The sequence below is a fragment of the Pseudomonas cedrina subsp. cedrina genome (assembly GCF_001983175.1).
Lineage (GTDB): Bacteria > Pseudomonadota > Gammaproteobacteria > Pseudomonadales > Pseudomonadaceae > Aquipseudomonas > Aquipseudomonas cedrina.
Genome location: NZ_MNPW01000003.1, coordinates 180,844 through 205,619, shown reverse-complemented (window position 1 = coordinate 205,619; position 24,776 = coordinate 180,844). Strand labels below are relative to the sequence as shown.

The window sequence follows — 24,776 nt, the reverse complement described above, 5'->3', positions numbered from 1 at the left end:
ATCGCAGGCAAGCCAGCTCCCACAGGTTGATCGGTGTGCATCCGCTTCGCTGACATCAAACTGTCATCTCCCCACCACCGTCCTGCCACATTCCCCCGCTACTGTCCTCGCCAATGAGATCGATCTCAAGCGAGCCACAATGACTGACCTGAAAGACGTAGCACGCCTGGCTGGCGTATCCCGCGCCACCGCCGCCCGCACCTTTGCTTCCCCGGAACAGGTGCGCCCGGTCACCCGTGAGCAGGTGTTCGCCGCCGCCCGTGAGTTGGGCTTTCGGCCGAACCTGCTGGGCCGCCAGTTGCGCCTGCAAACCACCCAGCTGATCGGTGTAGTGGTGCCCAACCTGCTCAACCCGGTGTTCGCCGAGCAGTTCCAGGCCATGGAACGCGCCGCGCGGTTACGCGGCTACAGCCTGGTGCTGGCCACCACCGATTACAGCAGCGAGCGCGAAAGCACGGTGGTGGAGGAACTGCTGCGCCAGCGCGTCGACGGTCTGGTGCTGACGGTGACCGATGCCGAAAGCAACGCGGTGCTCAGCAGCCTCAACACCGAGAAGACGCCCTTCGTGCTGGCCTACCATCAGCCGAGCAACCCCAACTACAGCGCCGTGTCGGTCGACAACCGCGCAGGCATGGCCCTGGCCACGCGTTACCTGCTCGAAGCCGGGCACCGACGGGTCAGCATGGTCGCCGGCCCCGCGTTGCAATCGGACCGTGCCCGCCTGCGCTACGCCGGCTATTGCGATGCCATGAAGGAATACGGCCTTAAGAGCCGCCCGGTGATCGAAATGCCGGCCCACACCCAGGCTGAATTCACGGCCATCGCGCCGTTTCTGCAGAGCCTCGAGGCGCCCACCGCGCTGGTGTGTTCCAACGACTTCCTGGCGATCAGCCTGATCGCCGAACTGCGCCGCAACGCCTGGAACGTACCCGGGCAACTGTCAGTGATGGGTTTTGATGGCATCAGCCTCGGCACCCAGATGCACCCGACCCTGTGCAGCGTGGTGCAGCCCATCGCGCTGCTGGCCAGCACCGTGATCGACCAACTGCTGGCGCAAATCGCCGGCAACGCCCCGACGTCCCATTGCCTGCCTTGCCATATCCGGCCAGGCGAAAGTACCCAGCCCCATGAGGAGATCCTTGATGCGCGCACTCAGTAAAACCCTGGCAGCCGTGCTGCTGTGCGGTGCGGCCAGCCTGGCCCAGGCCGCCGACACCGCGATTTGCTACAACTGCCCGCCGGACTGGGCCGACTGGGGCACCCAGCTCAAGGCCATCGCCGCCAGCACCGGCGTGCAGGTGCCGCTGGACAACAAGAACTCTGGCCAGTCCCTGGCGCAGTTGGTGGCGGAAAAAGCCGCACCGGTGGCCGACGTCGTTTACTACGGCGTGACCTTCGGCCTGCAGGCGCAAAAAGCCGACGTGGTCGACACCTACAAACCCAAGGCCTGGGACCAGATCCCCGCCGGCTTGAAAGACCCCGACGGCCATTGGTTCGCGATCCATTCCGGCACGTTGGGCATCATGGTCAACGTCGACGCGCTCGGTGGTTTGCCGGTGCCGCAAAGCTGGGCCGACCTGCTCAAGCCTGAGTACAAAGGCATGGTCGGTTACCTCGACCCCTCCAGCGCCTTCGTCGGCTACGTCTCGGCAGTGGCGATCAACCGCGCCATGGGCGGTGACCTGGACAACTTCGTCCCGGCCATCGACTACTTCCAGAAACTTGCGAAAAACAGCCCCATCGTGCCCAAGCAGACCGCCTACGCACGGGTACTGTCCGGTGAATTGCCGATCCTGGTCGACTACGACTTCAACGCCTACCGCGCCCGCTACAAAGACCAAGCCAACGTCGCCTTCGTGATCCCCCAGGAAGGCAGCATCAGCGTGCCCTACGTCATGAGCCTGGTCGCCAACGCGCCACACCGCGCCAACGCGGAAAAGGTCCTCGACTTCGTGCTCTCGGACGAGGGCCAGGCACTCTGGGCCAAGGCCTACCTGCGCCCGGTGCGGCCGATGAAAATGCCGGCGGACGTGGCCGCACAGTTCCTCCCCGACAGCGACTACGCCCGCGCCGGTGTGGTGGACTACCAAAAAATGGCCGCTGTGCAGGAAGCCTTCGCCGCCCGTTACCTGAACGAGGTCAAGTAAGTGGCAACATCGGCAAGACACGCCGCCTGGGCGCTGGCCCCGGCATTTGCGGTGCTGCTCGCATTCTGGCTGTTGCCGCTGGCGCACCTGATGCTGCTTGGCGCCGAAAGTCGCGACAGCGCCGGCAGCGGCTACTGGCAGGTGCTCAGCAGCGCGCAGTACCTGGGCAGCCTGGGGCAAACCCTGATCCTGGCGGTGGTGGTGACGCTGGTCGCGCTGGTGATTGGCGGCATCAGCGGCGTGTTCCTCGCCCGGCAGCAATTCTTCGGGCGCTCGGCGCTGGTGGCATTGCTCACGTTTCCGCTGGCGTTTCCCGGTGTGGTGGTGGGGTTCCTGGTGATCCTGCTCGCCGGGCGCCAGGGCTTGTTTGCCGCGCTGGGCCTGCAATTGGCCGGTGAGCGCTGGATTTTTGCCTATTCGCTGGCGGGGCTGTTCGTGGGCTACCTGTACTTCTCGATTCCGCGGGTGATTCTCACGGTGATGGCGGCCTGCGAAAGCCTCGACCGCAGCCTGGAGGAGGCCGCGCATTCGCTGGGGGCAGGGCACTGGCGCGTGGTCTGCGATGTGATCGTGCCGGGCCTGGCGCCGGCGCTGGCGTCGTGCGGATCGATCTGTTTTGCCACGTCCATGGGCGCCTTTGGCACGGCGTTTACCTTGGGTACGCGGCTCAATGTCACGCCGGTGGCGATCTACAACGTGTTCACCAATTACGCCAACTTTGCCGTCGCCGCTGCGCTGTCGGTGGTGCTTGGCGCGGTGACCTGGGCGGTGCTGCTGCTCACGCGGCGTCTGGTGAAAAATTCGGGGACTGTGCTGTGAAGCGCTCATCGCTGTTTGTGCCGCAACTGCTGTTTACCCTGCTGGTGTGCGCCTTCATGTTGGTGCCGGTGCTGCTGTCGCTGCTGGCCGGGCTGACGCGCAACTTCTTTGTCGGCGTTTCCAGCGGCTTGACCTTCGACTGGCTGATCCAGGTGTGGCAGGCCTACTCGCCCACCGTGTGGCTGTCGCTGCAACTGGCCCTGGCTTGTGCGGTGTGCGTCTGCGTGATCGGCGTACCGGCGGCCTATGCCCTGGTGCGCATGAACAACCGCTTCAGCCGCGCCTTCGAAGAGTTGATGGTGCTGCCGGTGGCGATGCCGGGCCTGGCCAGTGCGTTGGCGTTGCTGCTGACGTACGGCCAGTTCGGCAGTTTTCGCAGCAGTTGGTTGTTCATCCTGGTTGGCCATGTGCTGTTCACCTTGCCGTTCCTGGTGCGCCCGGTGATGGCGGTGATGCAGCGCCAGCAACTGCCGGTGCTGGAGGAGGCGGCGGCAAGCCTGGGCGCGGGTCCCGTCAAACGCTTTTTCAGCGTGGTGGTGCCTAACTGCCGCGCGGGCATCCTGGCCGGCGTGTTGATGGTGGTTACCCTGAGCCTGGGTGAATTCAACCTGACCTGGATGCTCCACACGCCGATGACCAAGACCCTGCCGGTGGGCCTGGCCGACAGCTACGCCTCGGCGCGGTTGGAGATCGCCAGCGCCTACACCCTTATCTTCTTGCTGATGATCGTGCCGCTGTTGATCGCGTTGCAGGCCATCAGTGCCCGTTTGTCCCGTGGAGAGCGTCGATGACCGCTATCACTATCCGCCTGCAAGGCTGCCGCAAGGCGTTCGCCGACGGCACCGTGGCCGTGCATGACTTGAATTTGACCGTCGAAGGCGGCGAAACCCTGGCGATCCTCGGCCCGTCCGGCTGCGGTAAAACCACCACCTTGCGCCTGATCGCCGGCCTGGAACGCCCGGATCTGGGCCAAGTGTTTTTCGGTGATCAGGACGTGACTCGCCTGCCCATCGAGCGTCGCGATGTGGGCATGGTGTTCCAGAACTACGCGCTGTTTCCCAACCTGGATGTGGCCGGCAACATTGTCTACGGCTTGAAGGTTCGCGGTATGGCGCCGCGGGAACGCAACAAGCGCTGCGAAGAGCTGCTGGAGTTGGTGGGCTTGCAGCAGCATGGCAAGCGCAGCATCCATGAGCTCTCCGGCGGCCAGCGCCAGCGTGTCGCCCTGGCCCGCGCCCTGGCGCCACGCCCGAAAGTGCTGCTGCTGGACGAACCCCTGGCGGCCCTCGACGCGCAACTGCGCGAACGCCTGCGCAGTGAGCTGAGCGAACTGTTGCGCGGCCTGGGCATCACCTCGGTGTTCGTCACCCACGACCAGGGCGAAGCCATGGCCCTGGGCGACCGCATCCTGGTGATGGAACACGGGCGGATCGCGCAACTGGCCAGCCCACGGGATATCTACCAGAAACCGGCCAACGCCTTCGTCGCAGGCTTTGTCGGCAACCTCAACGCCTTCGTGGTGAGCGGGTCGTCGCCCAAGGGCTTGAAAGTCTGCGGCGGCGAACTGCCGTGGCATGGCACCGACCAGCCCGACACCCTGTATTGCCGGCCCGAACATCTGCGCGTGATGGAGAGCGAAGGGCACTTGCACGGGCGTCTGCTGGCGCAGTTCTTCCAGGGCGCGCAAAGCCGTTTGCTGGTGGACGTGGGCGGCCCGCAACCGTTGCTGGTCGACAGCAGCGACAACCAGCTGTACGCCGTCGGCGCGCCGATCGCTCTGGCGATTGCGCCGCACATGTTGTTCACCCTGAATGCGTGAGAATCCACTGTGAATCGTCCGTTTCTCGTCGCACAGATCAGCGACCTGCACCTCAAAGCCGGCCAGCGCCTCACTTATGGCGTGGTGGACACCCTGGGCGCGCTGCGCCGCGCCGTCGACCATCTGAACGCCAGCCACCCACGGCCTGACATCGTGGTGATCAGCGGCGACCTCGTGGACTTCGGCCGTGCCGATGAATACGCCGTGCTGCACCCTGAATTGGCCCGGCTGCAGATGCCGTGCTACCTGGTGCCCGGCAACCACGACACGCGCGGACCATTGCTGGATGCGTTCCGCGATCATGCCTACTTGCCGTTATCGGCAGAGGGCCCGTTGGACTGGGTGGTAGACACCCATCCGCTGCGCCTGATCGGCCTCGACTCCACCATCCCCGGCGGCCATGGCGGGCAGTTGCTGGACAGCCAATTGCAGTGGCTCGATGAGCAACTGGCGCTGCGCCCGCAGGCACCGACTTTGCTGATCCTGCATCACCCGCCGTTCATCAGCGGCATCGGCCATATGGACCGCGAACCCTTCATCAACGCCGCCGGCCTGGAGCGGGTGGTGGCACGCCATCCGCAAGTGGAGCGCCTGTTGTGCGGGCATTTGCACCGGCCAATGCAGCGCCGTTTCGGCGGCAGCCTCAGTTGTGTCTGCCCCGGCACGTCCCACCAGATCGTGCTGGATTTGCAAGACGCGGCGCCCGCGCATTTCAACCTGGAGCCGGCGGGCTATTTGTTGCATCGCTGGGAAGCGCAACAAGGTTTGATCAGCCACAACGGCGTGTTCGGGGAGTACCCGGGGCCGTATCCGTTTTATGACGCTCAGGGATTGATTGACTGAAGGTTTGCGGAGGTTCACTCGCTCAACTAAGGCGTTAAACGTTCGTTAATGCACCGGCCAACCCGAGTTTGGCCGTGTGCTTCCTGTTGCCCACTTTTTGCGCCCGGAACCTGGATTCCGCGCCGGAGTTCGTCCTGATGAAAGCCACATTGAATGTATTGAGCCTGTTGACCGGCGGCCTGGGCATTGCCCTGAGCCCCTTGGCCTCGGCTGATTTCCTGAGCGACAGCAAGGCCAACTTGAGCCTGCGTAACTTCTATTTCAACAACGACAACCGTGACGGCGCGGCCGCACCGTCGAAAACCGAAGAGTGGGGCCAGGCCTTTATCCTCAACTACCAGTCGGGATTCACCGACGGCACTGTGGGCTTTGGCCTCGACGCCATCGGCATGTTCGGCTTGACCCTCGACAGCGGCGCCGGCCGCCATGTGGGCAGTTCCATGATCCCCAACGACGACGGCAAGGCCACCGACAACTGGACCCGTGGCGGCGCTACCGCCAAGGCCCGTTTCGCCAAGACCGAGGCGCGCTACGGTTATCTGCGCCCGAACCTGCCGATCCTGGTGAGCAACGACGGCCGCCTGTTGCCGCAGTCGTTCGAAGGCGGGCAGGTCACCAGCAAAGACATCGATAACCTGACCCTGACCGGCGGCCAGCTGCAACACACCACCGGCCGCGGCTCCAGTGATCGCAGCGGCCTGGCCGCGGCGGGCGGCACCCGCGAAAGCAATAAATTCACCTACGCCGGTGCCGACTATCAACTGACCAAGGACCTGATGGTCCAGTACTACTACGCCAACCTCGAAGACTATTACCAACAGCACTTCGCGGGGTTGATCCACGTGTTGCCGCTGGGCGAATACGGCTCGCTGAAGACTGACCTGCGCTACTTCAAGACCACATCCGACGGCAAGAACAGCACGGTCGCAGGCCGTGCCGAAGGCTACAAACTCGGTGGTTTTACCAAGAACGGCAACGGTGAAATCGACAACAATACCTGGAGCGCCGCGTTCATCTACTCCCTGGGCCCACACGCGATTACCGCCGGCTACCAGCAAGTTTCCGACGACAGCAACTTCGCCCAACTCAACCAGGGTGGCCTGGCCAACAAGGGCGAGGGCGGTGCCAGCCTGTACCTCTACACCGACCGCACCGTGCAGACCTTCATCCAGGCGGGCGAGCGCACCGCATTCGCCCAGTACGCCTACGACTTCGCGTCGTTGGGCGTACCGGGCTTGAAGGCCTCGGTGATGTACCTCAAGGGCGAGCATATCCTCACCGCCAGCGGCAACGATGCCAGCGAATGGGAGCGGGACATCTCCCTGGACTACGTGGTGCAGAGCGGCACGTTCAAGAACGTCGGGTTTGGCTGGCGAAACGGGATGTCGCGCAGTGAAGTGGCGCGGGATCAGGATCAGAACCGGGTGTTTGTGAGTTATTCGATTCCGTTGATGTAGGGCGTTGATGGGGGCGGACCTCAGTCTTGTCAGAGGTCCGCTTAATCGCTGCGGTACCCCAGTATGCAGGCTGGCCCGTCGTCGTTTATCACCTGCATCCTTTCCTTTATTCACTTCTTATTTGAAGGCGTCAGTGACTTTGCATGGGTCGCATTACCCTCGCTCACCTGGATGAAACCGCAGCACCGGTAAAACGCTGCCGCCCCAGGTGTGTCGGTGGACAATCGCACAACTTGAAAGCTCGGCGCGGCGTATTCCAGGAGCGCTTGCACCAGAGCCTTGCCGACCTTACGCCCCCTTATTGGCGGGGCAACATAAATCCGCCTCAGCCGACCGACTGCCGGGCCCATGTTGGGGTCGCGGGAAACCCCTCCGATTGCAATCAATTGCCCTCGACAATAAACACCAAGCAGACATTCACCCGGTTGATCAAACTGATTGGAGCGCTCTTCCCATTCCTTGATCAGCCGCGTGACGAACCTGAACCCTTCGGCGACGGCCTGCGCTTCCAATTCGCGGATCTGTTCCGGCAGATCGCTCAGTTTATGTATCGAGAAGTCTGCGCAAGTCGTTGCATCCATTATTGGAATTCTCCCGTCTGTACCTGCTGACCCGATACTTGTAGTGAGCGGGCTTGCCCCGCGCTGGGTGGCGAAGCCGCCCCAATAAAGACACCGCAGTGCTCCAGATAGAACCAGGTCGCGTGGTTTGGGGCCGCTCCGCAGCCCAGCGCGGGGCAAGCCCGCTCACTACAACATTCAACATGAATGGATCTTGTGATCATCTGGAATAGAATGAGTTTGTCTCATTAAGTGCGTCTGCCGACAATGCCTTCCATTCATATCAACATTGGAGTTGTAAGTCATGGCAGTCGCTCATTCCCTCGGATTCCCGCGCATCGGACGCGATCGTGAACTGAAAAAGGCGCAGGAAGCGTTCTGGAAGGGCGAGCTCGACGAAGCCGGCCTGCGCGCCGTTGGCCGTGAATTGCGCAAGACCCATTGGGACCTGCAGAAACAGGCTGGCATCGAGCTGCTGCCGGCCGGCGATTTTGCCTGGTACGACCAGGTGCTGACCCACTCATTAATGTTCGGCGTTATCCCGGAGCGTTTCCGTCCCGCCGATGGCAAGGCCACCCTGCACACGCTGTTCGGCATGGCCCGTGGCGTCAGCGACGGTGGCTGCGGCGGTGCCCATGCCCAGGAAATGACCAAGTGGTTCGACACCAACTACCACTACCTGGTCCCTGAATTTCGCGCCGACCAGCACTTCCACCTGGGTTGGGATCAGTTGTTCGAAGAAGTGCAGGAAGCCCGTGACCTGGGCCACGCGGTCAAGCCCGTGGTGATCGGCCCGCTGACTTACCTGTGGCTGGGCAAGGCCAAGGGCGGCGACTTCGACAAGCTCGACCTGCTTGACCGCTTGTTGCCGCTGTACGGCCAGATCTTCCAGCGCCTGGCGGAACTGGGCGTGGAGTGGGTGCAGATCGACGAGCCCATCCTGGTACTGGACCTGCCTCAAGACTGGAAAAACGCCTTTGAGCGTGCCTACAACCAGATCCAGCGCGACCCGCTGAAAAAGCTGCTGGCTACCTATTTCGGCGGCCTGGAAGAGAACCTGGGCCTGGCCGCCAACCTGCCGGTGGATGGCCTGCACATCGATCTTGTGCGTGCGCCGGACCAGTACCCCACGATCCTCGACCGTCTGCCAGCCTATAAGGTGCTGTCCCTGGGCGTGGTCAACGGCCGTAACGTGTGGCGTTGCGACCTGGAAAACGCCCTGGCGACCTTGCAGCATGCCCATGAGAAACTGGGCGACCGCCTGTGGGTGGCGCCATCCTGTTCCTTGCTGCACAGCCCGGTGGACCTGGGTCGTGAAGACGCGCTGGATGCCGAGCTCGAAGGCTGGCTGGCATTTGCCGTACAGAAGTGCGCTGAAGTCGCCGTGCTGGCGCAAGCGGTCAACGCGCCGCAAGCGCCAAACGTACTCGCTGCCCTGGCGCAAAGCCGCGCCGTGCAAACGGCCCGTGCCGCTTCGCCGCGTATCCACAAACCTGCGGTGCAGGCCCGTGTCGCGGCCATCACTGCCAAGGACAGCCAGCGCCAGTCGCCGTTTGCCCAACGCATCGCAAAGCAACGTGCCGGCCTCAACCTGCCGTTGTTTCCGACCACTACCATCGGTTCGTTCCCGCAGACCGCCACGATCCGCCTGGCGCGTCAGTCCTACAAAGCGGGCAAGTTGAGCGAAGCCGAATACGTCGAAGCCATGCACAGCGAGATCAAGCATGCCGTTGAGGTGCAGGAAAACCTCGGCCTGGATGTGCTGGTGCACGGCGAAGCCGAACGCAATGACATGGTCGAGTACTTTGCCGAACAGTTGGACGGTTATGCGTTCACCCGTTTCGGTTGGGTGCAGAGTTACGGTTCGCGTTGCGTGAAACCAGCGGTGATCTTCGGCGACCTGAGCCGCCCCAAAGCCATGACGGTGGAGTGGATCCGCTACGCCCAGGGCCTCACCGATAAAGTCATGAAAGGCATGCTGACCGGCCCCGTAACGATGCTGATGTGGTCGTTCCCCCGCGAAGACGTGAGCCGTGAAGCGCAGGCCCGTCAACTCGCCCTGGCGATTCGTGATGAAGTGGTGGACCTGGAAGCCGCCGGCATCAAGATCGTGCAGATCGACGAAGCCGCCTTCCGCGAAGGCCTGCCGTTGCGCCAGGCGCAGTGGCAGCCCTACCTCGACTGGGCCACCGAGGTGTTCCGCCTGTGCGCCTCGGGTGTGCGGGATGAGACCCAGATCCACACCCACATGTGCTACAGCGAATTCAACGATGTGATCGAGTCCATCGCGGCCATGGATGCCGACGTGATCACTATCGAGACGTCACGTTCGGACATGGAGTTGCTTGAAGCGTTTGAAGCCTTCGCTTACCCGAATGACATCGGGCCGGGGGTCTACGATATTCACTCGCCGCGTGTGCCGCAGGCCTCGGAAATGGCCAACCTGCTGCGCAAGGCGGCCAAGCGGATACCGGCCGAGCGGTTGTGGGTGAACCCGGATTGCGGGTTGAAGACACGGGGTTGGCCGGAGACGGAAGCGGCGTTGATCCACATGGTGACGGCAGCGCGGCAACTGCGGGCCGAACTGGCCTGACGCAATCTAAATGTAGGAACGGGTTCCTGTGGGAGCTGGCTTGCCTGCGATAGCGGCCTGTCAGCCAATACATGTGGAGCTGACCCACTGCAATCGCAGCATAGACATCTACACAACTTTCAAAGGTTGAAAAATCTCTCTGTAGTGAGCGGGCTTGCCCCGCGTTGGGCTGCGAAGCGGCCCCAAACCAGGCGACTCGGTTCTATCTGGAACTCGGCGGTGTCTTTATTGGGGCGGCTTCGCCACCCAGCGCGGGGCAAGCCCGCTCACTACAAAGATGTGTAGATACCTATGGCAATCGCAGGCAAGCCAGCTCCCACAGAACAGCTACCCGGTTTCTACAGGTATTTGAGCCAGGCCAGGTCGCGACGCCGCGCCTTGAGGCCGGCAAACCAGCGCACTGGCAGGTAAAGCGCCAAGGGCAACAACAGCGACACCAGCCAAATGGCACCGATGTTGTCGAAGCCGAAATAGTTGCCGTGATTGAGGCCAAATAGCGCCACACAGGCGACGTAGAGCATTTTCAGCACATACAAATGCAGCAGGTAAAAGAACATCGGCGCTGCGCCGAACGTGGCCAAGATGCCTATCCAGCGCTTGTGCCCGGCCCGTTCAAACGCCAGCAACAGCAGCAAGCCAATCCCCAAGGTCAACGCCAGGAACAACAGCGAAGGCGGGTACTTGGTCACGTTAAAAAAGCTCATCCAAGTTTGCGCGCCGTTGTCATACGCTTGCCAGGGTTTCTCGCCATACCCGTTGACCGCCCGCAACAGCACAAACCCCACCAACGCGCCCACGCCACCGAGCAACAGGTAACGCTGGCGCAACGCCGGTTCCAGGCTATTGGCGAACCACGGACCGAGGCCGTAACCCAGGGCAATCACGCCGATCCACGGCAACACCGGGTAGGTCACGCGCAGGCGCAGGGCGTCGCCCACCTCGATCCAACTGCGCTCATGCAGGATCGACCACGGCACCTGCAACGCCGACCCCGCGCCCACATGCAGCCCATCCAGCAGGTTATGCCCGCCAATGATCACCAGCGCCACGCCGATCAACAGCGGACGCGGCAGCCACACCAGCGCGGCGAGGGCGATCATGCTCACGCCGATCGCCCAGATCACCTGCATGTAGATCACGCTGGGCGGCAACTGGAAGGTCCAGGCGAAGTTGACCAGGGTAAATTCCAGCACCACCAGGAACAACCCGCGCTTGAACAGGAACGCCGACACATCGCGCCGGCCCTGGTATTTCTGGCCGTACAGCCAGGCCGACAAACCGGTGAGCAACACAAACACCGGCGCGCACAGGTGGGCCAGGGTACGGCTGATAAACAGCGCCGGCTCGGTGCTGTCGATGTTCATCGGGTCGCTGACCTGGCGGTGCAGCAGGAAGGTTTCGCGCACGTGGTCCAGCAGCATGAACAGGATCACCAGGCCGCGCAGGGCGTCGATGGAAAGCAGGCGTTGGCGCAAGGGAACAGCGTCAGTCATGGGCGAGATTCGCAGGGCAGGGTGGAAGTGGGGCGTTATCCTATAACATTAATTTGCGCGTTGCCGCGATTCGTTGCTCGGATTAGAATGCGATCAATTCTTAATTACTCCTTGGCCACCGCGCCGGTGATTTGCATGTCGTCCTCCCTCAATCGGCCTATCCAGGATTTGTACTGCGAACACCACGGGTGGTTGTACCGCTGGCTCGACCGCAAGTTGGGCAATGCCAGCGATGCGGCCGACCTGGCCCACGATACGTTCATGCGCTTGCTCACCCGCCAGAACGGCGCCGGTTTCGGCAGCGAGCCGCGCGCGTTGCTTACCCATATCGCCAAGGGCTTGATGATCGACAGCTGGCGCCGCCAGGAAGTCGAGCGCGCCTACCTGGAGACCATCGCGCACCTGCCCGAGCAGGAGGTTCCGTCGCCGGAAACCCGCTGGCTGATCCTCGAAGCGCTGTACCGCATCGAAGCCATGCTGCGCGACTTGCCGGCGAAAACCCGCCAAGCCTTTCTGATGTCGCAGATCGATGGCCTCACCTACCAACAGATCGCCGATGAGCTCGCGGTGTCGCTGGTCTCGGTCAAACGCTACATGCGCGACGCATTCCTTGCGTGCCTGAGCGTGGCATGAGCCCCTCCATCGACCCGCAGATTCTCGGCGAAGCCGCCGATTGGATGGTGCAGCTGCAATCCGGCAGCGCCACCGACGACGACCGCCGCGCCATCGCCCAATGGCAGGGCCGCAGCGCCCAGCACGCCCTGGCCTGGCAACGCGCGCAGGCGATCCTGGAGGATTTCGACAGCGTGCCGGCCGCGATTGCCGGCGATACCCTCAAGCGCATCGGCCGCAATAAATCCCTGGGCCGGCGGCAAGCGCTCGGGCTGTTGCTGCTGGCGGGGCCGGCGAGCTGGCTGGCGTACCGGCAAAAACCGTGGCAGCCATGGACCGCCGACCAGCGCACCGCAGTGGGCGAGCAACGCAACGTCACCTTGCCCGACGGCACGCACCTGCTGATCAACACCGCAAGCTCGCTGAATATTGCCTTCACCGATCAGGTGCGACGCATCGACCTGTTGCAGGGCGAAGTGATGGTCACCACCGCCAAAGACCCCGCACCGACCCATCGCCCGTTTATCGTGCAGACCCGCCACGGCACCGCCCGCGCCCTGGGCACACATTTCAGCGTACGGGTGGACGAGCAGAGCAGCCGCGTCGCGGTGCTCGAGGGCGCGGTGGAGATGGTGCCGCAGCACGCCGGCGGTGGGCGGGTGCTCAAGGCCGGTGAACAAAGTGCATTTGGCAGCGATGCCATGGCAGCGGTGCAGCCATTGGATATCAGTGCGACGACTTGGGAAAACGGCATGCTGCTGGCCCAGCACATGCGTCTGGCCGATCTGCTCGATGAGCTGGGGCGTTACCGTCACGGCATGCTGCGTTGCCACGCCAGTGTGGCCGGGCTGACCGTGTCCGGGGCGTTTCCCCTGCGCGACACCGACGCCAGCCTGCGCCTGCTGCAGGACACCTTGCCGGTCAAGGTCAGCAGCTTGACCGGTTACTGGGTGACCCTCGAGCCGCGCTGAGATTATTTTTGACCGTTGCTGATACCTTTTTCGTTGTCGCCCGGTGTAAGGGAAGAACCCTCAACATCGCACCGCGCCGACAGGAATGCCCATGACCTTCACACCGCACCCCATCCGCCCTTTGAAGGCCTTGAGCCTGGCCATCGCCCTTGCGGCCATCGCACCGTTGCACAGCGCCGTGGCGGCGGACACGGGGTCGGCCAGCGCGGCGCGCGGCTACAGCATTGCGCCGGGGCCGTTGGGCAATGTGCTGGCGCAGTTCGCGGCGATGTCCGGCGTGCCGCTTTCATTTGATTCCACGCTGCTCAACGGTCAGCAAAGCGCCGGTTTGCAGGGCAGCTTCACTGCGCAGTCGGGCTTCATGCAGTTGCTGCAAGGCAGCGGTTATACGCTGCAAAGCACCGGTGCGAACGGTTACACCCTGGTGCCCGAAGCAACGGGCGATGCGCTGCAACTGGGTGCGACCACCATCAGCGGCGACAGCGGCGCGCAGGCGGATACCTATGCCGGTGGCCAGGTCGCGCGTTCGGCGCGTCTGGGCGTGCTGGGCAATCGCTCGATCAACGACGTGCCGTTCAGTGTGGTCAGCTACACCGCCAAGACCATCGCTGACCAGCAGGCGCGCACCGTGGGGGATGTGCTGCTCAATGACGCGTCGGTGCGCCAGTCGTCAGGCTTCGGCAATTTTTCCCAGGTATTTACCATTCGCGGGCTGCCGCTGAATACCGATGACATTGCCTTCAACGGCCTGTACGGCGTACTGCCACGGCAGATCATCACCACCGAAGCATTGGAGCGGGTCGAATTGTTCAAGGGTCCCAATGCGTTCGTCAACGGTGTGTCGCCGGCGGGCAGCGGCATTGGCGGCAGCGTCAACCTGGTGCCCAAGCGCGCCGAAGACACACCAACCCGCAGCATTACCCTCGACACCACCACCGATGGCCAGCGCGGCGGCCACCTCGACCTGGGCCAGCGGTTCGGTGAAGACAACCGCTTCGGCGCGCGCGTCAACCTGGCCAGGCATGGCGGCGACACGGCCATCGAAGACGAATTCAAAAGCTCGCAACTGGTGGCGGTCGCCCTGGATTACCGAGGTGATCGCCTGCGCGTGTCCACCGATTTCGGCTACCAGAAAGAGCGCATCAACAATGGCCGTTCCGTGGTGTATCCCAATGGCAGCAAGGTGCCGCAGGCGCCATCGGCCAGGCACAACTACGCTCAGGACTGGAGCTGGTCCGAGCTGGAAGACACCTACGGCATGTTCAATGCCGAGTACGACTTGAATGAAAGCTGGACCGCCTACGTGGGCGGCGGTGCCAAGCATACGCGGGAGAATGGTCAGTATTCGTCGCTGTATGTGGGCAACGATGGCAGTGGCCGCGTGGGCTTTTTGTACTCGCCCCATGACGAAGATAACAAGAGCGCCATGGCCGGCCTGAACGGGCACTTCAATACCGGGCCGGTGACCCACCAAGTCAACGTCGGCTTGTCCGGCACCTGGGGAGAGCAGCGTTCAGCGTTCGAGGCGATCACCCAGGCCAATCGTCAGCCGGGCAATCTGTACAACCCGGTGCAGATTCCGCGTCCTTCGGTCACTTACTTCGGCAGCGATATCCATGACCCGCGCATCGTCGGCAAGAACCGCATCAAAAGCGCCGCTGTGTCCGACACCCTGGGCTTTATCGATGACCGCGTGTTGCTGACACTCGGCGTGCGGCGCCAGACCATCGAAGTGGATGGCTGGAACACCACCACCGGTGTGCGCAATGCCAGCTATGCCGAGACCATCACCACGCCAGTGTATGGCCTGGTGGTCAAGCCGTGGCAGCACGTGTCGTTCTATGCCAACCGTATCGAAGGGCTGGCCCAGGGGCCGACTGCGCCGTTGACCAACGTCACCAACCCCGGCGAGGTGTTTGCGCCTAACCGCAGCAAACAGACGGAGGCGGGGGTCAAGCTGGATTGGGATGCCTTTGGCGCGACCTTGGGCGTCTACCGCATCGAGCAGCCGAGCAGCGCCACCAACACCAATGCCAATGGCACCAGCACCTTCAGCGTCGACGGTGAGCAAATCAACAAGGGCGTTGAGCTGAACGTCTTCGGCGAACCGCTTGACGGCCTGCGCCTGCTGGCCGGTGCGACCTGGATGAACACTGAGTTGAACAATACCTCCAACGGTCTCAGTGATGGCAACCGCGCCGCCGGCGTGCCGCGCTTCCAGTACAACGTCGGCGCCGACTGGGACGTTCCCGGCCTGCAGGGCGCCGCCGTCAACGCGCGGCTGCTGCGCACCGGTGGCGAATACGTCAACGCCAGCAACACACTGAGCATCCCCGCCTGGACCCGCGTCGACCTCGGCGCGCGCTATGGCTTCAAGGCTGACGACAAGTACATCACCTTGCGCGCCAACGTGGAGAACGTGGCGAACAAGGCGTATTGGGCGTCGGCGTCGACGGCCAACAACTACCTGACCCAGGGTGAGCCGCGTACAGTCAAACTGTCGGCCACCCTGGACTTCTAAAGCGCAACGCCGTCCAAAAATGTGAGCGGGCTTGCTCGCGAAAGCGGTGTATCAGTCAGTAAGTCGTTATCTGACACACCGCATTCGCGAGCAAGCCCGCTCCCACATCGATCTTCGCCACGCCCGGGATTCCTGATACCGTCAGACCAAATCGTCTGCGCAGGCCCTGACCATGACCACCCCACACGCCGTCATCGACTTCTGGAAACAAGCCGGCCCCAAACGCTGGTTCGCCAAGAGCGCAGCCTTCGACGCCACGTTCCGCGACACCTTCCACACCGCCCATCTGCAAGCCGCCCGGCGTGAGCTGGAAAGCTGGCTGGATTCGGCCCAAGGTGCGCTGGCGTTGCTGATCCTGCTCGACCAATACCCGCGCAATGCATTTCGTGGCACCGCCCATATGTTCGCCACCGACCCACTGGCACGGCTGTATGCCCAGCGCATGGTCGACGCCGGCCTGGACCAGCAGATCGAGCCGTCATTGCGTGCGTTCTGCTACCTGCCGTTCGAACATTCGGAAGACCCGGCCGACCAGCAGCGGTCGCTGACCCTCAACCAGCCACTGGATGCCAACACCTACCGCTGGGCCAAGCAACATGCCGAAATTATCCAGCGGTTCGGTCGCTTCCCCCACCGTAATGACGTGCTGGCCAGGGCCACCACCGCTGACGAGCAAGCGTTTCTGGACGAGGGCGGGTTCGCGGGTTAACCGGTATTCCACCAAGGAATGCCCCCATAAAAACAGCGCATTGTCTTTCTCATCGCACATCTCGTAGCGTGGTGGCTCACTCAAGGAGATTCGTTATGAGCCAGCGTGCGTTACGTCTGTATGTTGATCATGTGTTCACCAGCCCCTACGCCCTGTCGGTGTTCGTCACCCTGCGGGAAAAAGGCCTGGCTTTCGACACGCTCACCCTGGACCTGGACGCCGCGCAGCAGCAGGCACCTGACTTTGCCCACCTGTCCCTGACCCGGCGTGTGCCGACGCTGGTGGACGGTGACTTCGCGTTGTCGGAGTCGTCGGCGATCACGGAGTATCTGGAAGAGGTTCACCCGCAGACGCCGGTGTACCCGGCTGACACCCGTCAGCGGGCGAGGGCGCGGCAGGTGCAGGCGTGGCTGCGCAGCGATTTGCTGCCGATCCGCCAGGAGCGCTCGACGCTGGTGGTGTTCTACGGGCAGAAAATGCCGCCGTTGTCACCCGCGGCCGAAGCGGCAGCCGCCAAGTTGATCAGCGCCGCGCAGACACTGTTGGCGGGTAATGCGGCGTATCTGTTCGGCGAGTGGTCGATTGTCGACGTGGACCTGGCGGTGATGCTCAACCGCCTGATTCTCAATGGCGACCGGGTACCGGCCGAACTGGTGGATTACGCGCAACGCCAGTGGCAGCGCCCGTCCGTGCAGGCGTGGGTCAACCTGCAACGCCCTGCGCTGTAGGGCTTTGGGCCATTTGCGCGACGCGCCGGTCCAGGTCTTCCCAATCCGCCATGCCCAGCACCCGCGTGGTGTTCAAGCCGCGCAGGTAACCGCGCAACTGCTGGGCGCTGGCCTGGAACCGGGCAGCGTCAACGGCGGTGTCTTGCAGCACGCCTTCATAGTCGGCCAGATAATCGGCGACCCGCTCACGAAATTCCGGCAGGACGGCTTCGCGGATGCGGTCGAAGGTTTTCTGGTGGGGCTTCATGGCGTGGTCCTTATAGGTTTTATAGGTGCACTATCGGTTCAGATAATAGTCACCATCACGGATCGCAAGTTCTGTTTTTGCAGCAAAAGCGCAAAATCGCCCCATCGAGACGCTTTCAAGGAAATGCGCGATGAGGACGTTTATTCAGCTGGCTTTAATGATGGTGATGCTGGGCACTGTCGTGATCAACAACGCGGCGATCGCCGATGATTTGCATGCAGGCCATTTGCTACCTATCGTCGGTAGCGTAAACTCCCTGCAGCACGCGCAATCGCTGGGTGTGTTGTTGAGCGATAATACCCGCGATAACCTCAGCTACCTTGAACGCTACCACGACATGGCCTTGAATGGCGCCAAGGATGCCCTCGACGGGCGTATCCGCCAGGCGTTCGTCAACAGCTCCGACCCGGAACTGGCCATCGATTGGTTGATGAGCTCGCTGCAAGGCACTTTTTTGTCGGTCACCGTGTACGACAACCTGGACGCCCTGATGCAGGCTCACCCCGACGTGGTGGTGATGCTCGATACCCATAACCAACTGCTGACCCAGCGTAACGATCAGGTCGAGGCGCGGTTCATTGCGCGGTTCTACGACGCGAACCTGCAGTACATCGCCAAGGCCGAGGGCGCGGTGCACAAGCAGGTGCCGTCGGTGTGGGTGCATGACAAGGCCGCGCCGGAAGTTGCCGCGCAGATCGAGCAGCAGCGGGATGTGCAGCTCGACGCCTTGAAGCAGTTCGATGCGTCGCTCAAGGCGCTGCTTCACGCTGGGCAACGTGCGGGTTGATGTGAACTTTTATTTTTTATAGTCAGGAATTTTTCATGCGCGCTTTTTTCGCCCCGGGCTTGGCCTTTGGTTCCCTGTTGCTGGCGGGGTGTGTGTCCGCCCCCAACGCTCCGACACTGACCCTGCAGACCGCCAAGGACCCCGAGGCCTATGTGAAATGTGTGCTGCCCAAGCTGGAAAAGCATGGCATCACCTCCACCGTGACGCAGAACTCGCGCCACGCCAAAGTGCTGTTGACCAGCAAGTTTGCCGCCGATGATGTCCTGGAAGCCTACAAGTCCCAGGAGGGCGGCAAGGTGTTCCTGTATGAGCGCAAGCCGTTGGCGTCGGCGATCAAGCCGTCGCGGCTGGAGCTTGCTGCGCAGGAATGCATATAGCTGCCGACGCCGCATAGCCCCAAATGTGGGAGCGGGCTTCCCTGTGGGAGCTGGCTTGCCTGCGATGGCATCACCTGGGTATGCCTGATGTATCGAGGTGTCTGCATCGCAGCGGTGCGGCGATCCGACAAGCCAGCTCCCACAGTTGGATTTGTGTGGGGCTTAGGGTTTTGTTTCGTTGCTGAAGTTGTTGACCGTTTTGATCAGCCCTTGCGCAGCCAGCGCCACCAACTCTCCACCTTTCTCCACCGTCGCCAACGCCGGATCGGACCCCATGCGCCCATCAGGAAACCGTGCGCGAAAGTCCAGCGCTTCACGGATCGGCCCGGTATTGGCGATTCGCGGCGAGTAGTCGGCGGTCTTGATCGAATCCGGGTACGCCCACTGCGTCACCGCGATCTCGGACGGCGTGGCATGGCTGCCATGGCCGACCGGGAATTGGCGCTGGGCCAGGTCGGTCACGCCTTCCAGGTCCCACCAGTTCACCAGTTTCAGCGCAAACCCGGCCGGGCGACGGGCGAAGCTCGCTTCGGCGTACAGCTCGGAGAACGCCGCTTCGATGGTGGCGATATTGCCGCCATGGCCGTTCAGAAACAGGATCTTGTCGAAACCATGCCCGGCCAGCGAGCGCACCCAATCACCAATGGCGGCGATAAAGGTGGAAGGGCGCAGCGAAATGGTGCCGGGAAAGCCCAGGTGATGCTGGGCCATGCCGATATTGAAGGTCGGGCCGATCAGGATGTCGGCGTTCTTCTGCGCCTCATGGGCGATGATTTCCGGGCACATCCAGTCGGTGCCCAACAGGCCGGTGGGGCCATGCTGCTCGTTGGAGCCGATGGGGATCACCACCGTGCGGCTGCGCTCCAGGAACTGACCGATCTCAACCCAGGTGGACGTGTGTAGAAGCATTCGACGCTCTCTTTTATCGATGAAGACAGGCTAACCGCCACGGATTGTACGACTACTCGCCACCTGCTGGGGTTTGCAATTGAGGTAGGTCGACGACTTCAGCCAGCGCTGGTCCGGGTACCACGAGAACATGAACTGCCCATCCTTGAGCTTGTCCACCACTTGGCGCGCGACTTGCGGGCGCACGGCCGGGCAACCCTGGCTGCGGCCGATGCGGCCTTCGCGTTTGCTCCACAGCGGGCTGACGTAATCGGCGGCATGGATCACAATCGCGCGGTCGCGGGCCAGGTCGTTGAAGCCCGGTTCCAGGCCGTCCATGCGCAGCGAGTAACCGTGGGTGCCCAGGTAACTTTCCTGGGTGCGGAACAGGCCCAGGCTGGATTGGTGACTGCCTTCGAGATTGGAAAACTCGGTGGCGAAGTTTTCCCCGGACTTGGCGCCATGGGCCACCAGGTCACGCAGGACCAGGGTTTTCTTGCGCAGGTCGAAAATCCACAGGCGACGGGCGGTCGAAGGCTGGGAATAATCAATCACGGCCAGGCGCTCGGAGCGTTCTTCGCCATTGTTGACCGCGCATTGCACCGCGCTCAGTGCGCTTTTGAGCACCGTGGGATTGAGTTCTGGAGCCGATCGCGCCAGGCTGCTATACAAGGAAGGAGGGGTGCCATTGGCGGCGAGCGCAGAATTGCTCAACATAGCCAGGCTCAGGGTGAACAGGCCCAGGGCGGACATCGCGACCCGGCACATGAAAGTCAGCATCTACAGTACAACCCCCCACTGTGGATTGGAGCAAGTCTTGTTCAAAAAACACGCATGTTACTTGAGCATTTGCCTGCTCGTTGCACCATTGGTCGCCACAGCCGCAGCGCTGCCGGCAGAACCGTTGCCGGTCGCCATGCCTGCGCCGGTGGACCTGGCCCCTGTGCAACAGGCCCTGGCGCAGTTGCCCAGTGTCTGCCCCGGCCTGGCTGCGCAAATTGACGCGGCCGGCCAATTGCGTCTGCAAGCTTTCTACCAACAGCAGGGCGATGCGCCGCTGTGGTCTGCCGATGAACGCCGCCAAGCCCTGCAATCCCAGTTGCTGATGCTTGCCGACGACGGCCTGGACCCCACCCACTATAGCCTGCCCGCCGTGGATGGCGCGGCCAATGTGCTGTGCAGCGATATCGGCATCAGCCAGCGCTACCTGCAAGCCCTGCACGACTTGCATTACGGACGCCTGCAGCAATCGCGCTTCGAGCCGCTGTGGCATTCCCGGCCGCCGGAGCGCGACCCCGACACCGAGGTGCTGGCCTTCGCCGCGCTGGGCCTGCAGGACATGGTCCAGGCATTCGACCAGGCAAGGCCCAGTGCCGATTTGTACCGCAGCCTGCGCAACGCCTATTCCAGTGTGCGCCAGCAGCCGCTGCCGCATTGGGGCCCGGTCGCCAGCGGCCCGCTGTTGCGCCCCGGCATGGAAGACCCACGCGTGCCGGAACTGGCACAGCGCCTGGTCAACGGTGGCTACCTCGCCGAGGCGCCCAGCGGCCAGCAATACCGCGACGAACTGGTCAAGGCGGTCAAGGCCTTCCAGCTCAGCCACTCGTTGCAGGCCGACGGCGTGATTGGCGCTGGCACCGTGGCCGAACTCAACATCAGCCCGTCGATCCGCCGCGAGCAACTGCGCATCAACCTCGAACGCTTCCGCTGGCTGGCCCAGGACCTGGAGCCCGAAGGCGTGCTGGTCAACGTGGCCGCCGCGCAACTGAGCGTCTACCAGAGCGGCATCCCTGTGTGGCAAACCCGCCTGCAAGTGGGGCGCGCCGAACGCCAGACACCCCTGCTCAAATCCCGGATCACCCGGCTGACCCTCAACCCGACCTGGACCATCCCGCCCACCATCATGCGCGAGGACAAGCTCCCGGCCATCCGTCTGAACCCGGAATACCTGCGCCAGCAAAACCTGCAAGTGCTTGACGCCGAAGGCCACCCGCTGGCGCCCGAACTGATCGACTGGGCGCGCCCCGGCAATATCCTGCTGCGCCAGGAAGCCGGCCCGCGCAACCCGCTGGGCAAGATCGTGATGCGTTTCCCCAACCCGTATTCGGTGTACCTGCACGACACGCCGAGCCAGCCGCTGTTCACCAAAGGGCCACGGGCGTTCAGCTCGGGCTGTGTGCGGGTCGAGCAGCCCTTGTTATTAAGGGATTTGCTGGTGAGCCCGGCCGAACGCGCGCGCACCGATGAACTGCTGGCCACCGGCGTGACCCATGAATTCAGGCTGGCGACCCCGGTGCCGGTGTTGTTGGGTTACTGGACGGTGGAGGTCGATCGCCAGGGAGGCCTGGTGTATGCGCCGGATATTTACGCGCGGGATCTGGTGTTGATGAAGGCGATGGGGAGTGTGCTCTGACTCTTGTAGTGAGCGGGCTAGCCCCGCGCTGGGTGGCGAAGCCGCCCCAATAAAGACACCGCTGAGTTCCAGAAAAAAACCGAGTCGCCTGGTTTGGGGCGGCTTCGCCACCCAGCGCGGGACAAGCCCGCTCACTACAGAAGCTTCTTCAGGATTAGTGCGACAGCCTGGTCCGGTGTGAGCAGGGCGGTATCGAGCGTGACCGGCACCTCATCCCACTCCTCGTACTCATGCGCCAGAACGGACGGCCACGTGGGCGGGACCAGGCCGGGAATATCGCCCGCGCGGGTCTCGACTCGCCGTTGATGCGCCTGCCGGTCCGAGCAAATCACCTGGACATCCAGCAACGCCACGCCTGCCGTTGCCGCCACGCGCTTCCACGCTTCGCGGCTCTCCCTGACCGGGTTCACGCAATCGGCGACCACCGTATGGCCCAAGCGCAGGTTACTCAGCGCCAACGCATTCGCCATGCCGTAGCCGCTGGTACCCACATCGCCCGCCAGCACGCCGGCATCGCGAATGGCCTGTTCTATCAGGTCGATACGCAGGTAGACGGCGCTGATCTGCTGTGCCAGTGCTCGGGCAATCGTGGTTTTGCCGGTGCCGGGCAGGCCGCTGAAGACGATGAGCATGGGGCACTCCGGGTGAGTGTTCAATTGAGTCTGGGCAGGTGGCAGTGTCAACGCAGCGCTGGGATTGTGGCGTGTTTGGTCATGCTTGAACAATGGCGGCGATCAGGGTTGGGTGCGCCGGTCCTGCTCGAACTGCGGGATGCGCCCATTCAGGGAGGGCAGGTAGCGCCATCGATAGACACGAGCAGAAGCGGCCGGCTGCCGATGCAGCCATGCCAGAATCGCCTCGGCGGCGATGCTCACTGCCAGTTGCCGGCCGGGACATTCATGTCTTCCCGAGCCGAAACCGAAGGTGCGCCGTCCAGGGCGATTGAGCAAGAAACTATCGGGGTCCGGGTTCGTGCCGGGGTCTCTGTTGGCTGAAGCGAGCAACACCAGAACGCTATCGCCCGCTTCCAGGACGCGGCCCTCGACCGTGCATCGCTTGGCCACGAACCGCCGCGTGTTCTGCACCGCCGGGTCGAAACGCGCCACCTCTGCTACTAACTCCGCAGCCAGCAGTGGCGTGGCTCGCAGGGTTTCCAGCAGGTCAGGCTGACGTTGGAGCGCAACCAGGCTATTGCCGATCAGGCCGGCGGTGGCCTCGCAGGTCTGTGACAACAGGCCGATCAGATTAGCGATCAACGCAGCGGGATCTTCCCAGGCACTGGTTTCACCGCTGTTGCGCAGCGCGCTCAACAAGCAGCTACCTTCAGCCTCGTGATTAAGCAGCTCACTGAATACCTGGCTGAGCCGAGTGGCCGCGCCATTGGCCTTGTCGAGCTGAACGCCGTCGCTCAGCGGCGACAGGCAGGCGACGAAATCCCGGGTCAGCTTGGCAACCTCACGTAGCTGGCGAGGCGGTACGCCGATCAGGGATGCAATGACGCACACCGGTAACGTGAACATCAGCTCATCAAGATTATCGCCCGCATTATCGAGGCCCTCGACCACGCGTGACACAGTGCCTGCAAGGCCTTGCGGGTCGACGGCCGCCAGGGCCGGTTCGATCGCCATTCTCGGGCACAGGTGCCGCGCGCCCTCGTTCATACGCATCAACCGGCCGAAAACCCTGCCTGCGGCGCTTTGCGCAATGGCCGCTGGCACAGGCTCGTTCAAGGGGCGTACCCGGCAGTCGGGATGCCTCAGCACGGCTTCGACCGCGTTGGCACTGCTCGCAATCCATAAGCGCAGAGACGTATCGAATAGCAGACCGTTCTGCTGCCTGAGACCCGCGTAATAAACGTAGGGATCAGCCTGTGTAACCGCTTCAAAAGGCGTCATTGCGTAGGTCCTGTCGACGAAGAACCGCTACTATCGAACACCTTTGAACCCGATGATTCGCTCAGGAACGAAATATGGATGCCCTCGGTAACGACAGCGCAGTTTCTCGGGTAGCCGGCGCCATCGCCGAACCTGCAAGAACGAAAATGCTCTGTTCGCTGATGGACGGTCACGCCCGCACCAGTACCGAAATGGCCGTGATTGCCGAGGTGAGTGCCTCCACGGCCAGCGCGCACCTGGCAAGACTCAAAGAGGATGGGTTGATCAGGCTGCATACGCAGGGCCGGCATCGCTACTACAGCCTGGCGGACGCGCAAGTGGCCCAGGCTATCGAGACGCTGATGGTCATCGGCCAGAACGTGGACTCACGCTTTGTGTGCGCAACGCCTACCCGGTTGCAGTTCGCGCGTACCTGTTATGACCACATGGCAGGTACCTTGGCGGTGCGGCTTCACGACCATTTCATGGTGTCGGGTTGGTTGGCACCGACCGTTGCCGGGGAGGGCGCCTACACACTGACAGTGACCGGCGAAACAGTCATGGCCGAACTCGGTATCGACACAGACAAGGTCAGGGCGCAGCGACGTCGTTTCGCCTGCTCGTGCCTGGACTGGAGCATGCGGCGCCCCCATCTTGCCGGCGCGCTCGGCGCGGCTGTTCTGCGGGCCGTCATCCGCCGCGGCTGGGTGATCCAGGACCTCGACAGTCGGGCGCTTGCCTTGACCTCCACGGGTCGCAAGGCGCTGGCTGAGCGATTCGGGATCCTGCTTGAAAGCGCCGAACGGGCCGGACCTCCTCATTCGACGAGAGCGCCCAGCTACTACTGAAAACGGCCCGGCCGGTCTCAAGGCCGACAGATATTTGAACTGGCGAAACTGGGGCCAAATGTGGGAGCGG

The 24,776-nt window shown here is 62.9% G+C and carries 24 protein-coding genes; 17 read left to right on the top strand and 7 right to left on the bottom strand.

From position 1 onward, the window contains the following. Nucleotides 1-139 precede the first annotated feature (139 nt). The 7 genes from BLL36_RS06745 (at nucleotide 140) to BLL36_RS06715 (ending at nucleotide 7,085) form a co-directional block, all read left to right on the top strand. Nucleotides 140-1,159 (top strand): LacI family DNA-binding transcriptional regulator, encoded by a 1,020-nt coding sequence (locus BLL36_RS06745; protein ID WP_076950697.1) that lies wholly within the window; start codon nucleotides 140-142, stop codon nucleotides 1,157-1,159. Continuing rightward, nucleotides 1,143-2,147, top strand: a complete 1,005-nt coding sequence (locus tag BLL36_RS06740) for an ABC transporter substrate-binding protein (protein WP_076950696.1) — start codon at nucleotides 1,143-1,145, stop codon at nucleotides 2,145-2,147. The genes BLL36_RS06745 and BLL36_RS06740 overlap by 17 nt, the downstream gene beginning before the upstream one ends. Next, nucleotides 2,148-2,966, top strand: coding sequence for an ABC transporter permease (locus BLL36_RS06735; RefSeq protein WP_076950695.1), 819 nt, complete (start codon nucleotides 2,148-2,150; stop codon nucleotides 2,964-2,966). After that, nucleotides 2,963-3,757 (top strand): ABC transporter permease, encoded by a 795-nt coding sequence (locus BLL36_RS06730; protein WP_076950694.1) that lies wholly within the window; start codon nucleotides 2,963-2,965, stop codon nucleotides 3,755-3,757. Before BLL36_RS06735 ends, BLL36_RS06730 begins: the two co-directional genes overlap by 4 nt. Beyond that, on the top strand, nucleotides 3,754-4,785 hold the full coding sequence (locus BLL36_RS06725; protein ID WP_076950693.1) for an ABC transporter ATP-binding protein: 1,032 nt from the start codon (nucleotides 3,754-3,756) through the stop codon (nucleotides 4,783-4,785). Before BLL36_RS06730 ends, BLL36_RS06725 begins: the two co-directional genes overlap by 4 nt. A 9-nt stretch (nucleotides 4,786-4,794) precedes the next feature. Beyond that, nucleotides 4,795-5,628: a phosphodiesterase gene (locus BLL36_RS06720; RefSeq protein ID WP_076950692.1), complete on the top strand. Its 834-nt coding sequence runs from the start codon at nucleotides 4,795-4,797 to the stop codon at nucleotides 5,626-5,628. A gap of 137 nt (nucleotides 5,629-5,765) precedes the next feature. Further along, a complete protein-coding gene (locus BLL36_RS06715) occupies nucleotides 5,766-7,085 on the top strand; it encodes an OprD family porin (RefSeq protein WP_076950691.1) in 1,320 nt (439 codons plus the stop codon). 110 nt (nucleotides 7,086-7,195) lie between these two features. Here BLL36_RS06715 and BLL36_RS06710 read toward each other — a convergent pair whose 3' ends face one another. Continuing rightward, on the bottom strand, nucleotides 7,196-7,666 hold the full coding sequence (locus tag BLL36_RS06710) for a GNAT family N-acetyltransferase (RefSeq protein WP_076950690.1): 471 nt from the start codon (nucleotides 7,664-7,666) through the stop codon (nucleotides 7,196-7,198). 283 nt (nucleotides 7,667-7,949) lie between these two features. Here BLL36_RS06710 and metE point away from each other — a divergent pair, with 283 nt between their 5' ends. After that, nucleotides 7,950-10,238 carry a 5-methyltetrahydropteroyltriglutamate--homocysteine S-methyltransferase gene (gene metE / locus BLL36_RS06705; protein ID WP_076950689.1) on the top strand — a complete coding sequence of 763 codons (2,289 nt, stop codon included), beginning with the start codon at nucleotides 7,950-7,952 and terminating at the stop codon, nucleotides 10,236-10,238. A 338-nt stretch (nucleotides 10,239-10,576) separates the two neighbouring features. Here the strand turns inward: metE and BLL36_RS06700 are convergent, their stop codons facing one another. Continuing rightward, nucleotides 10,577-11,731 (bottom strand): DUF1624 domain-containing protein, encoded by a 1,155-nt coding sequence (locus BLL36_RS06700; RefSeq protein WP_076950688.1) that lies wholly within the window; start codon nucleotides 11,729-11,731, stop codon nucleotides 10,577-10,579. Between the two features lie 135 nt (nucleotides 11,732-11,866). On the opposite strand from BLL36_RS06700, the gene BLL36_RS06695 reads away from it, so the two are divergent. The 5 genes from BLL36_RS06695 to yfcF all read left to right on the top strand — a co-directional run bounded on the left by BLL36_RS06695 (nucleotide 11,867) and on the right by yfcF (nucleotide 17,272). After that, nucleotides 11,867-12,364, top strand: a complete 498-nt coding sequence (locus BLL36_RS06695; protein ID WP_076950687.1) for a sigma-70 family RNA polymerase sigma factor — start codon at nucleotides 11,867-11,869, stop codon at nucleotides 12,362-12,364. Next, entirely contained in the window at nucleotides 12,361-13,314 is a 954-nt protein-coding gene (locus BLL36_RS06690; protein WP_076950686.1) for a FecR domain-containing protein, read from the top strand. Before BLL36_RS06695 ends, BLL36_RS06690 begins: the two co-directional genes overlap by 4 nt. 91 nt (nucleotides 13,315-13,405) lie before the next feature. Next, nucleotides 13,406-15,835, top strand: coding sequence for a TonB-dependent receptor (locus tag BLL36_RS06685; protein WP_076950685.1), 2,430 nt, complete (start codon nucleotides 13,406-13,408; stop codon nucleotides 15,833-15,835). A gap of 172 nt (nucleotides 15,836-16,007) precedes the next feature. Next, complete coding sequence (locus tag BLL36_RS06680; RefSeq protein WP_076950684.1) at nucleotides 16,008-16,544, top strand: DUF924 family protein; 537 nt, start codon at nucleotides 16,008-16,010, stop codon at nucleotides 16,542-16,544. A gap of 95 nt (nucleotides 16,545-16,639) precedes the next feature. After that, complete coding sequence (gene yfcF, locus BLL36_RS06675; protein WP_076950683.1) at nucleotides 16,640-17,272, top strand: glutathione transferase; 633 nt, start codon at nucleotides 16,640-16,642, stop codon at nucleotides 17,270-17,272. On the opposite strand, the gene BLL36_RS06670 is transcribed toward yfcF, so the two are convergent. Next, a complete protein-coding gene (locus tag BLL36_RS06670; RefSeq protein WP_076950682.1) occupies nucleotides 17,247-17,519 on the bottom strand; it encodes a hypothetical protein in 273 nt (90 codons plus the stop codon). The genes yfcF and BLL36_RS06670 overlap by 26 nt on opposite strands. Before the next feature lie 130 nt (nucleotides 17,520-17,649). On the opposite strand from BLL36_RS06670, the gene BLL36_RS06665 reads away from it, so the two are divergent. Both BLL36_RS06665 and BLL36_RS06660 read left to right on the top strand, forming a co-directional pair. After that, entirely contained in the window at nucleotides 17,650-18,306 is a 657-nt protein-coding gene (locus BLL36_RS06665; protein WP_076950681.1) for an ATPase, read from the top strand. Nucleotides 18,307-18,341: 35 nt separating this feature from the next. Further along, the gene (locus BLL36_RS06660) at nucleotides 18,342-18,683 is read left to right on the top strand and encodes a hypothetical protein (RefSeq protein WP_076950680.1); all 342 of its coding nucleotides are present in this window, start codon (nucleotides 18,342-18,344) and stop codon (nucleotides 18,681-18,683) included. 162 nt (nucleotides 18,684-18,845) lie between these two features. Here the strand turns inward: BLL36_RS06660 and BLL36_RS06655 are convergent, their stop codons facing one another. Next, on the bottom strand, nucleotides 18,846-19,592 hold the full coding sequence (locus BLL36_RS06655; RefSeq protein WP_076950679.1) for a creatininase family protein: 747 nt from the start codon (nucleotides 19,590-19,592) through the stop codon (nucleotides 18,846-18,848). A 30-nt stretch (nucleotides 19,593-19,622) separates the two neighbouring features. Beyond that, the gene (locus BLL36_RS06650; RefSeq protein WP_076950678.1) at nucleotides 19,623-20,351 is read right to left on the bottom strand and encodes a murein L,D-transpeptidase catalytic domain family protein; all 729 of its coding nucleotides are present in this window, start codon (nucleotides 20,349-20,351) and stop codon (nucleotides 19,623-19,625) included. A gap of 37 nt (nucleotides 20,352-20,388) precedes the next feature. On the opposite strand from BLL36_RS06650, the gene BLL36_RS06645 reads away from it, so the two are divergent. Next, entirely contained in the window at nucleotides 20,389-21,984 is a 1,596-nt protein-coding gene (locus tag BLL36_RS06645) for a L,D-transpeptidase family protein (RefSeq protein ID WP_076950677.1), read from the top strand. 134 nt (nucleotides 21,985-22,118) lie between these two features. Here BLL36_RS06645 and BLL36_RS06640 read toward each other — a convergent pair whose 3' ends face one another. Both BLL36_RS06640 and BLL36_RS06635 read right to left on the bottom strand, forming a co-directional pair. After that, the gene (locus BLL36_RS06640) at nucleotides 22,119-22,616 is read right to left on the bottom strand and encodes an AAA family ATPase (RefSeq protein WP_076950676.1); all 498 of its coding nucleotides are present in this window, start codon (nucleotides 22,614-22,616) and stop codon (nucleotides 22,119-22,121) included. A 102-nt stretch (nucleotides 22,617-22,718) separates the two neighbouring features. Beyond that, nucleotides 22,719-23,879, bottom strand: coding sequence for a cytochrome P450 (locus BLL36_RS06635; protein ID WP_076950675.1), 1,161 nt, complete (start codon nucleotides 23,877-23,879; stop codon nucleotides 22,719-22,721). Between the two features lie 74 nt (nucleotides 23,880-23,953). Between BLL36_RS06635 and BLL36_RS06630 the strand changes: the two genes are divergently transcribed. Beyond that, nucleotides 23,954-24,706, top strand: coding sequence for an ArsR/SmtB family transcription factor (locus BLL36_RS06630; protein WP_076950674.1), 753 nt, complete (start codon nucleotides 23,954-23,956; stop codon nucleotides 24,704-24,706). Nucleotides 24,707-24,776 lie beyond the last annotated feature (70 nt).

Excerpts from the sequence above, each read along its gene's own strand:
- BLL36_RS06670 (WP_076950682.1), bottom strand. The coding sequence starts at position 17,519 with ATGAAGCCCCACCAGAAAACCTTCGACCGCATCCGCGAAGCCGTCCTG.
- BLL36_RS06710 (WP_076950690.1), bottom strand. The coding sequence starts at position 7,666 with ATGGATGCAACGACTTGCGCAGACTTCTCGATACATAAACTGAGCGAT.
- BLL36_RS06665 (WP_076950681.1), top strand. The coding sequence starts at position 17,650 with ATGAGGACGTTTATTCAGCTGGCTTTAATGATGGTGATGCTGGGCACT.
- BLL36_RS06650 (WP_076950678.1), bottom strand. The coding sequence starts at position 20,351 with ATGCTGACTTTCATGTGCCGGGTCGCGATGTCCGCCCTGGGCCTGTTC.
- BLL36_RS06630 (WP_076950674.1), top strand. The coding sequence starts at position 23,954 with ATGGATGCCCTCGGTAACGACAGCGCAGTTTCTCGGGTAGCCGGCGCC.
- BLL36_RS06715 (WP_076950691.1), top strand. The coding sequence starts at position 5,766 with ATGAAAGCCACATTGAATGTATTGAGCCTGTTGACCGGCGGCCTGGGC.
- BLL36_RS06660 (WP_076950680.1), top strand. The coding sequence starts at position 18,342 with ATGCGCGCTTTTTTCGCCCCGGGCTTGGCCTTTGGTTCCCTGTTGCTG.
- BLL36_RS06640 (WP_076950676.1), bottom strand. The coding sequence starts at position 22,616 with ATGCTCATCGTCTTCAGCGGCCTGCCCGGCACCGGCAAAACCACGATT.
- BLL36_RS06655 (WP_076950679.1), bottom strand. The coding sequence starts at position 19,592 with ATGCTTCTACACACGTCCACCTGGGTTGAGATCGGTCAGTTCCTGGAG.
- BLL36_RS06725 (WP_076950693.1), top strand. The coding sequence starts at position 3,754 with ATGACCGCTATCACTATCCGCCTGCAAGGCTGCCGCAAGGCGTTCGCC.
- BLL36_RS06700 (WP_076950688.1), bottom strand. The coding sequence starts at position 11,731 with ATGACTGACGCTGTTCCCTTGCGCCAACGCCTGCTTTCCATCGACGCC.
- BLL36_RS06690 (WP_076950686.1), top strand. The coding sequence starts at position 12,361 with ATGAGCCCCTCCATCGACCCGCAGATTCTCGGCGAAGCCGCCGATTGG.
- BLL36_RS06745 (WP_076950697.1), top strand. The coding sequence starts at position 140 with ATGACTGACCTGAAAGACGTAGCACGCCTGGCTGGCGTATCCCGCGCC.
- BLL36_RS06680 (WP_076950684.1), top strand. The coding sequence starts at position 16,008 with ATGACCACCCCACACGCCGTCATCGACTTCTGGAAACAAGCCGGCCCC.
- BLL36_RS06740 (WP_076950696.1), top strand. The coding sequence starts at position 1,143 with ATGCGCGCACTCAGTAAAACCCTGGCAGCCGTGCTGCTGTGCGGTGCG.
- BLL36_RS06695 (WP_076950687.1), top strand. The coding sequence starts at position 11,867 with ATGTCGTCCTCCCTCAATCGGCCTATCCAGGATTTGTACTGCGAACAC.
- BLL36_RS06635 (WP_076950675.1), bottom strand. The coding sequence starts at position 23,879 with ATGACGCCTTTTGAAGCGGTTACACAGGCTGATCCCTACGTTTATTAC.
- metE (WP_076950689.1), top strand. The coding sequence starts at position 7,950 with ATGGCAGTCGCTCATTCCCTCGGATTCCCGCGCATCGGACGCGATCGT.
- yfcF (WP_076950683.1), top strand. The coding sequence starts at position 16,640 with ATGAGCCAGCGTGCGTTACGTCTGTATGTTGATCATGTGTTCACCAGC.
- BLL36_RS06685 (WP_076950685.1), top strand. The coding sequence starts at position 13,406 with ATGACCTTCACACCGCACCCCATCCGCCCTTTGAAGGCCTTGAGCCTG.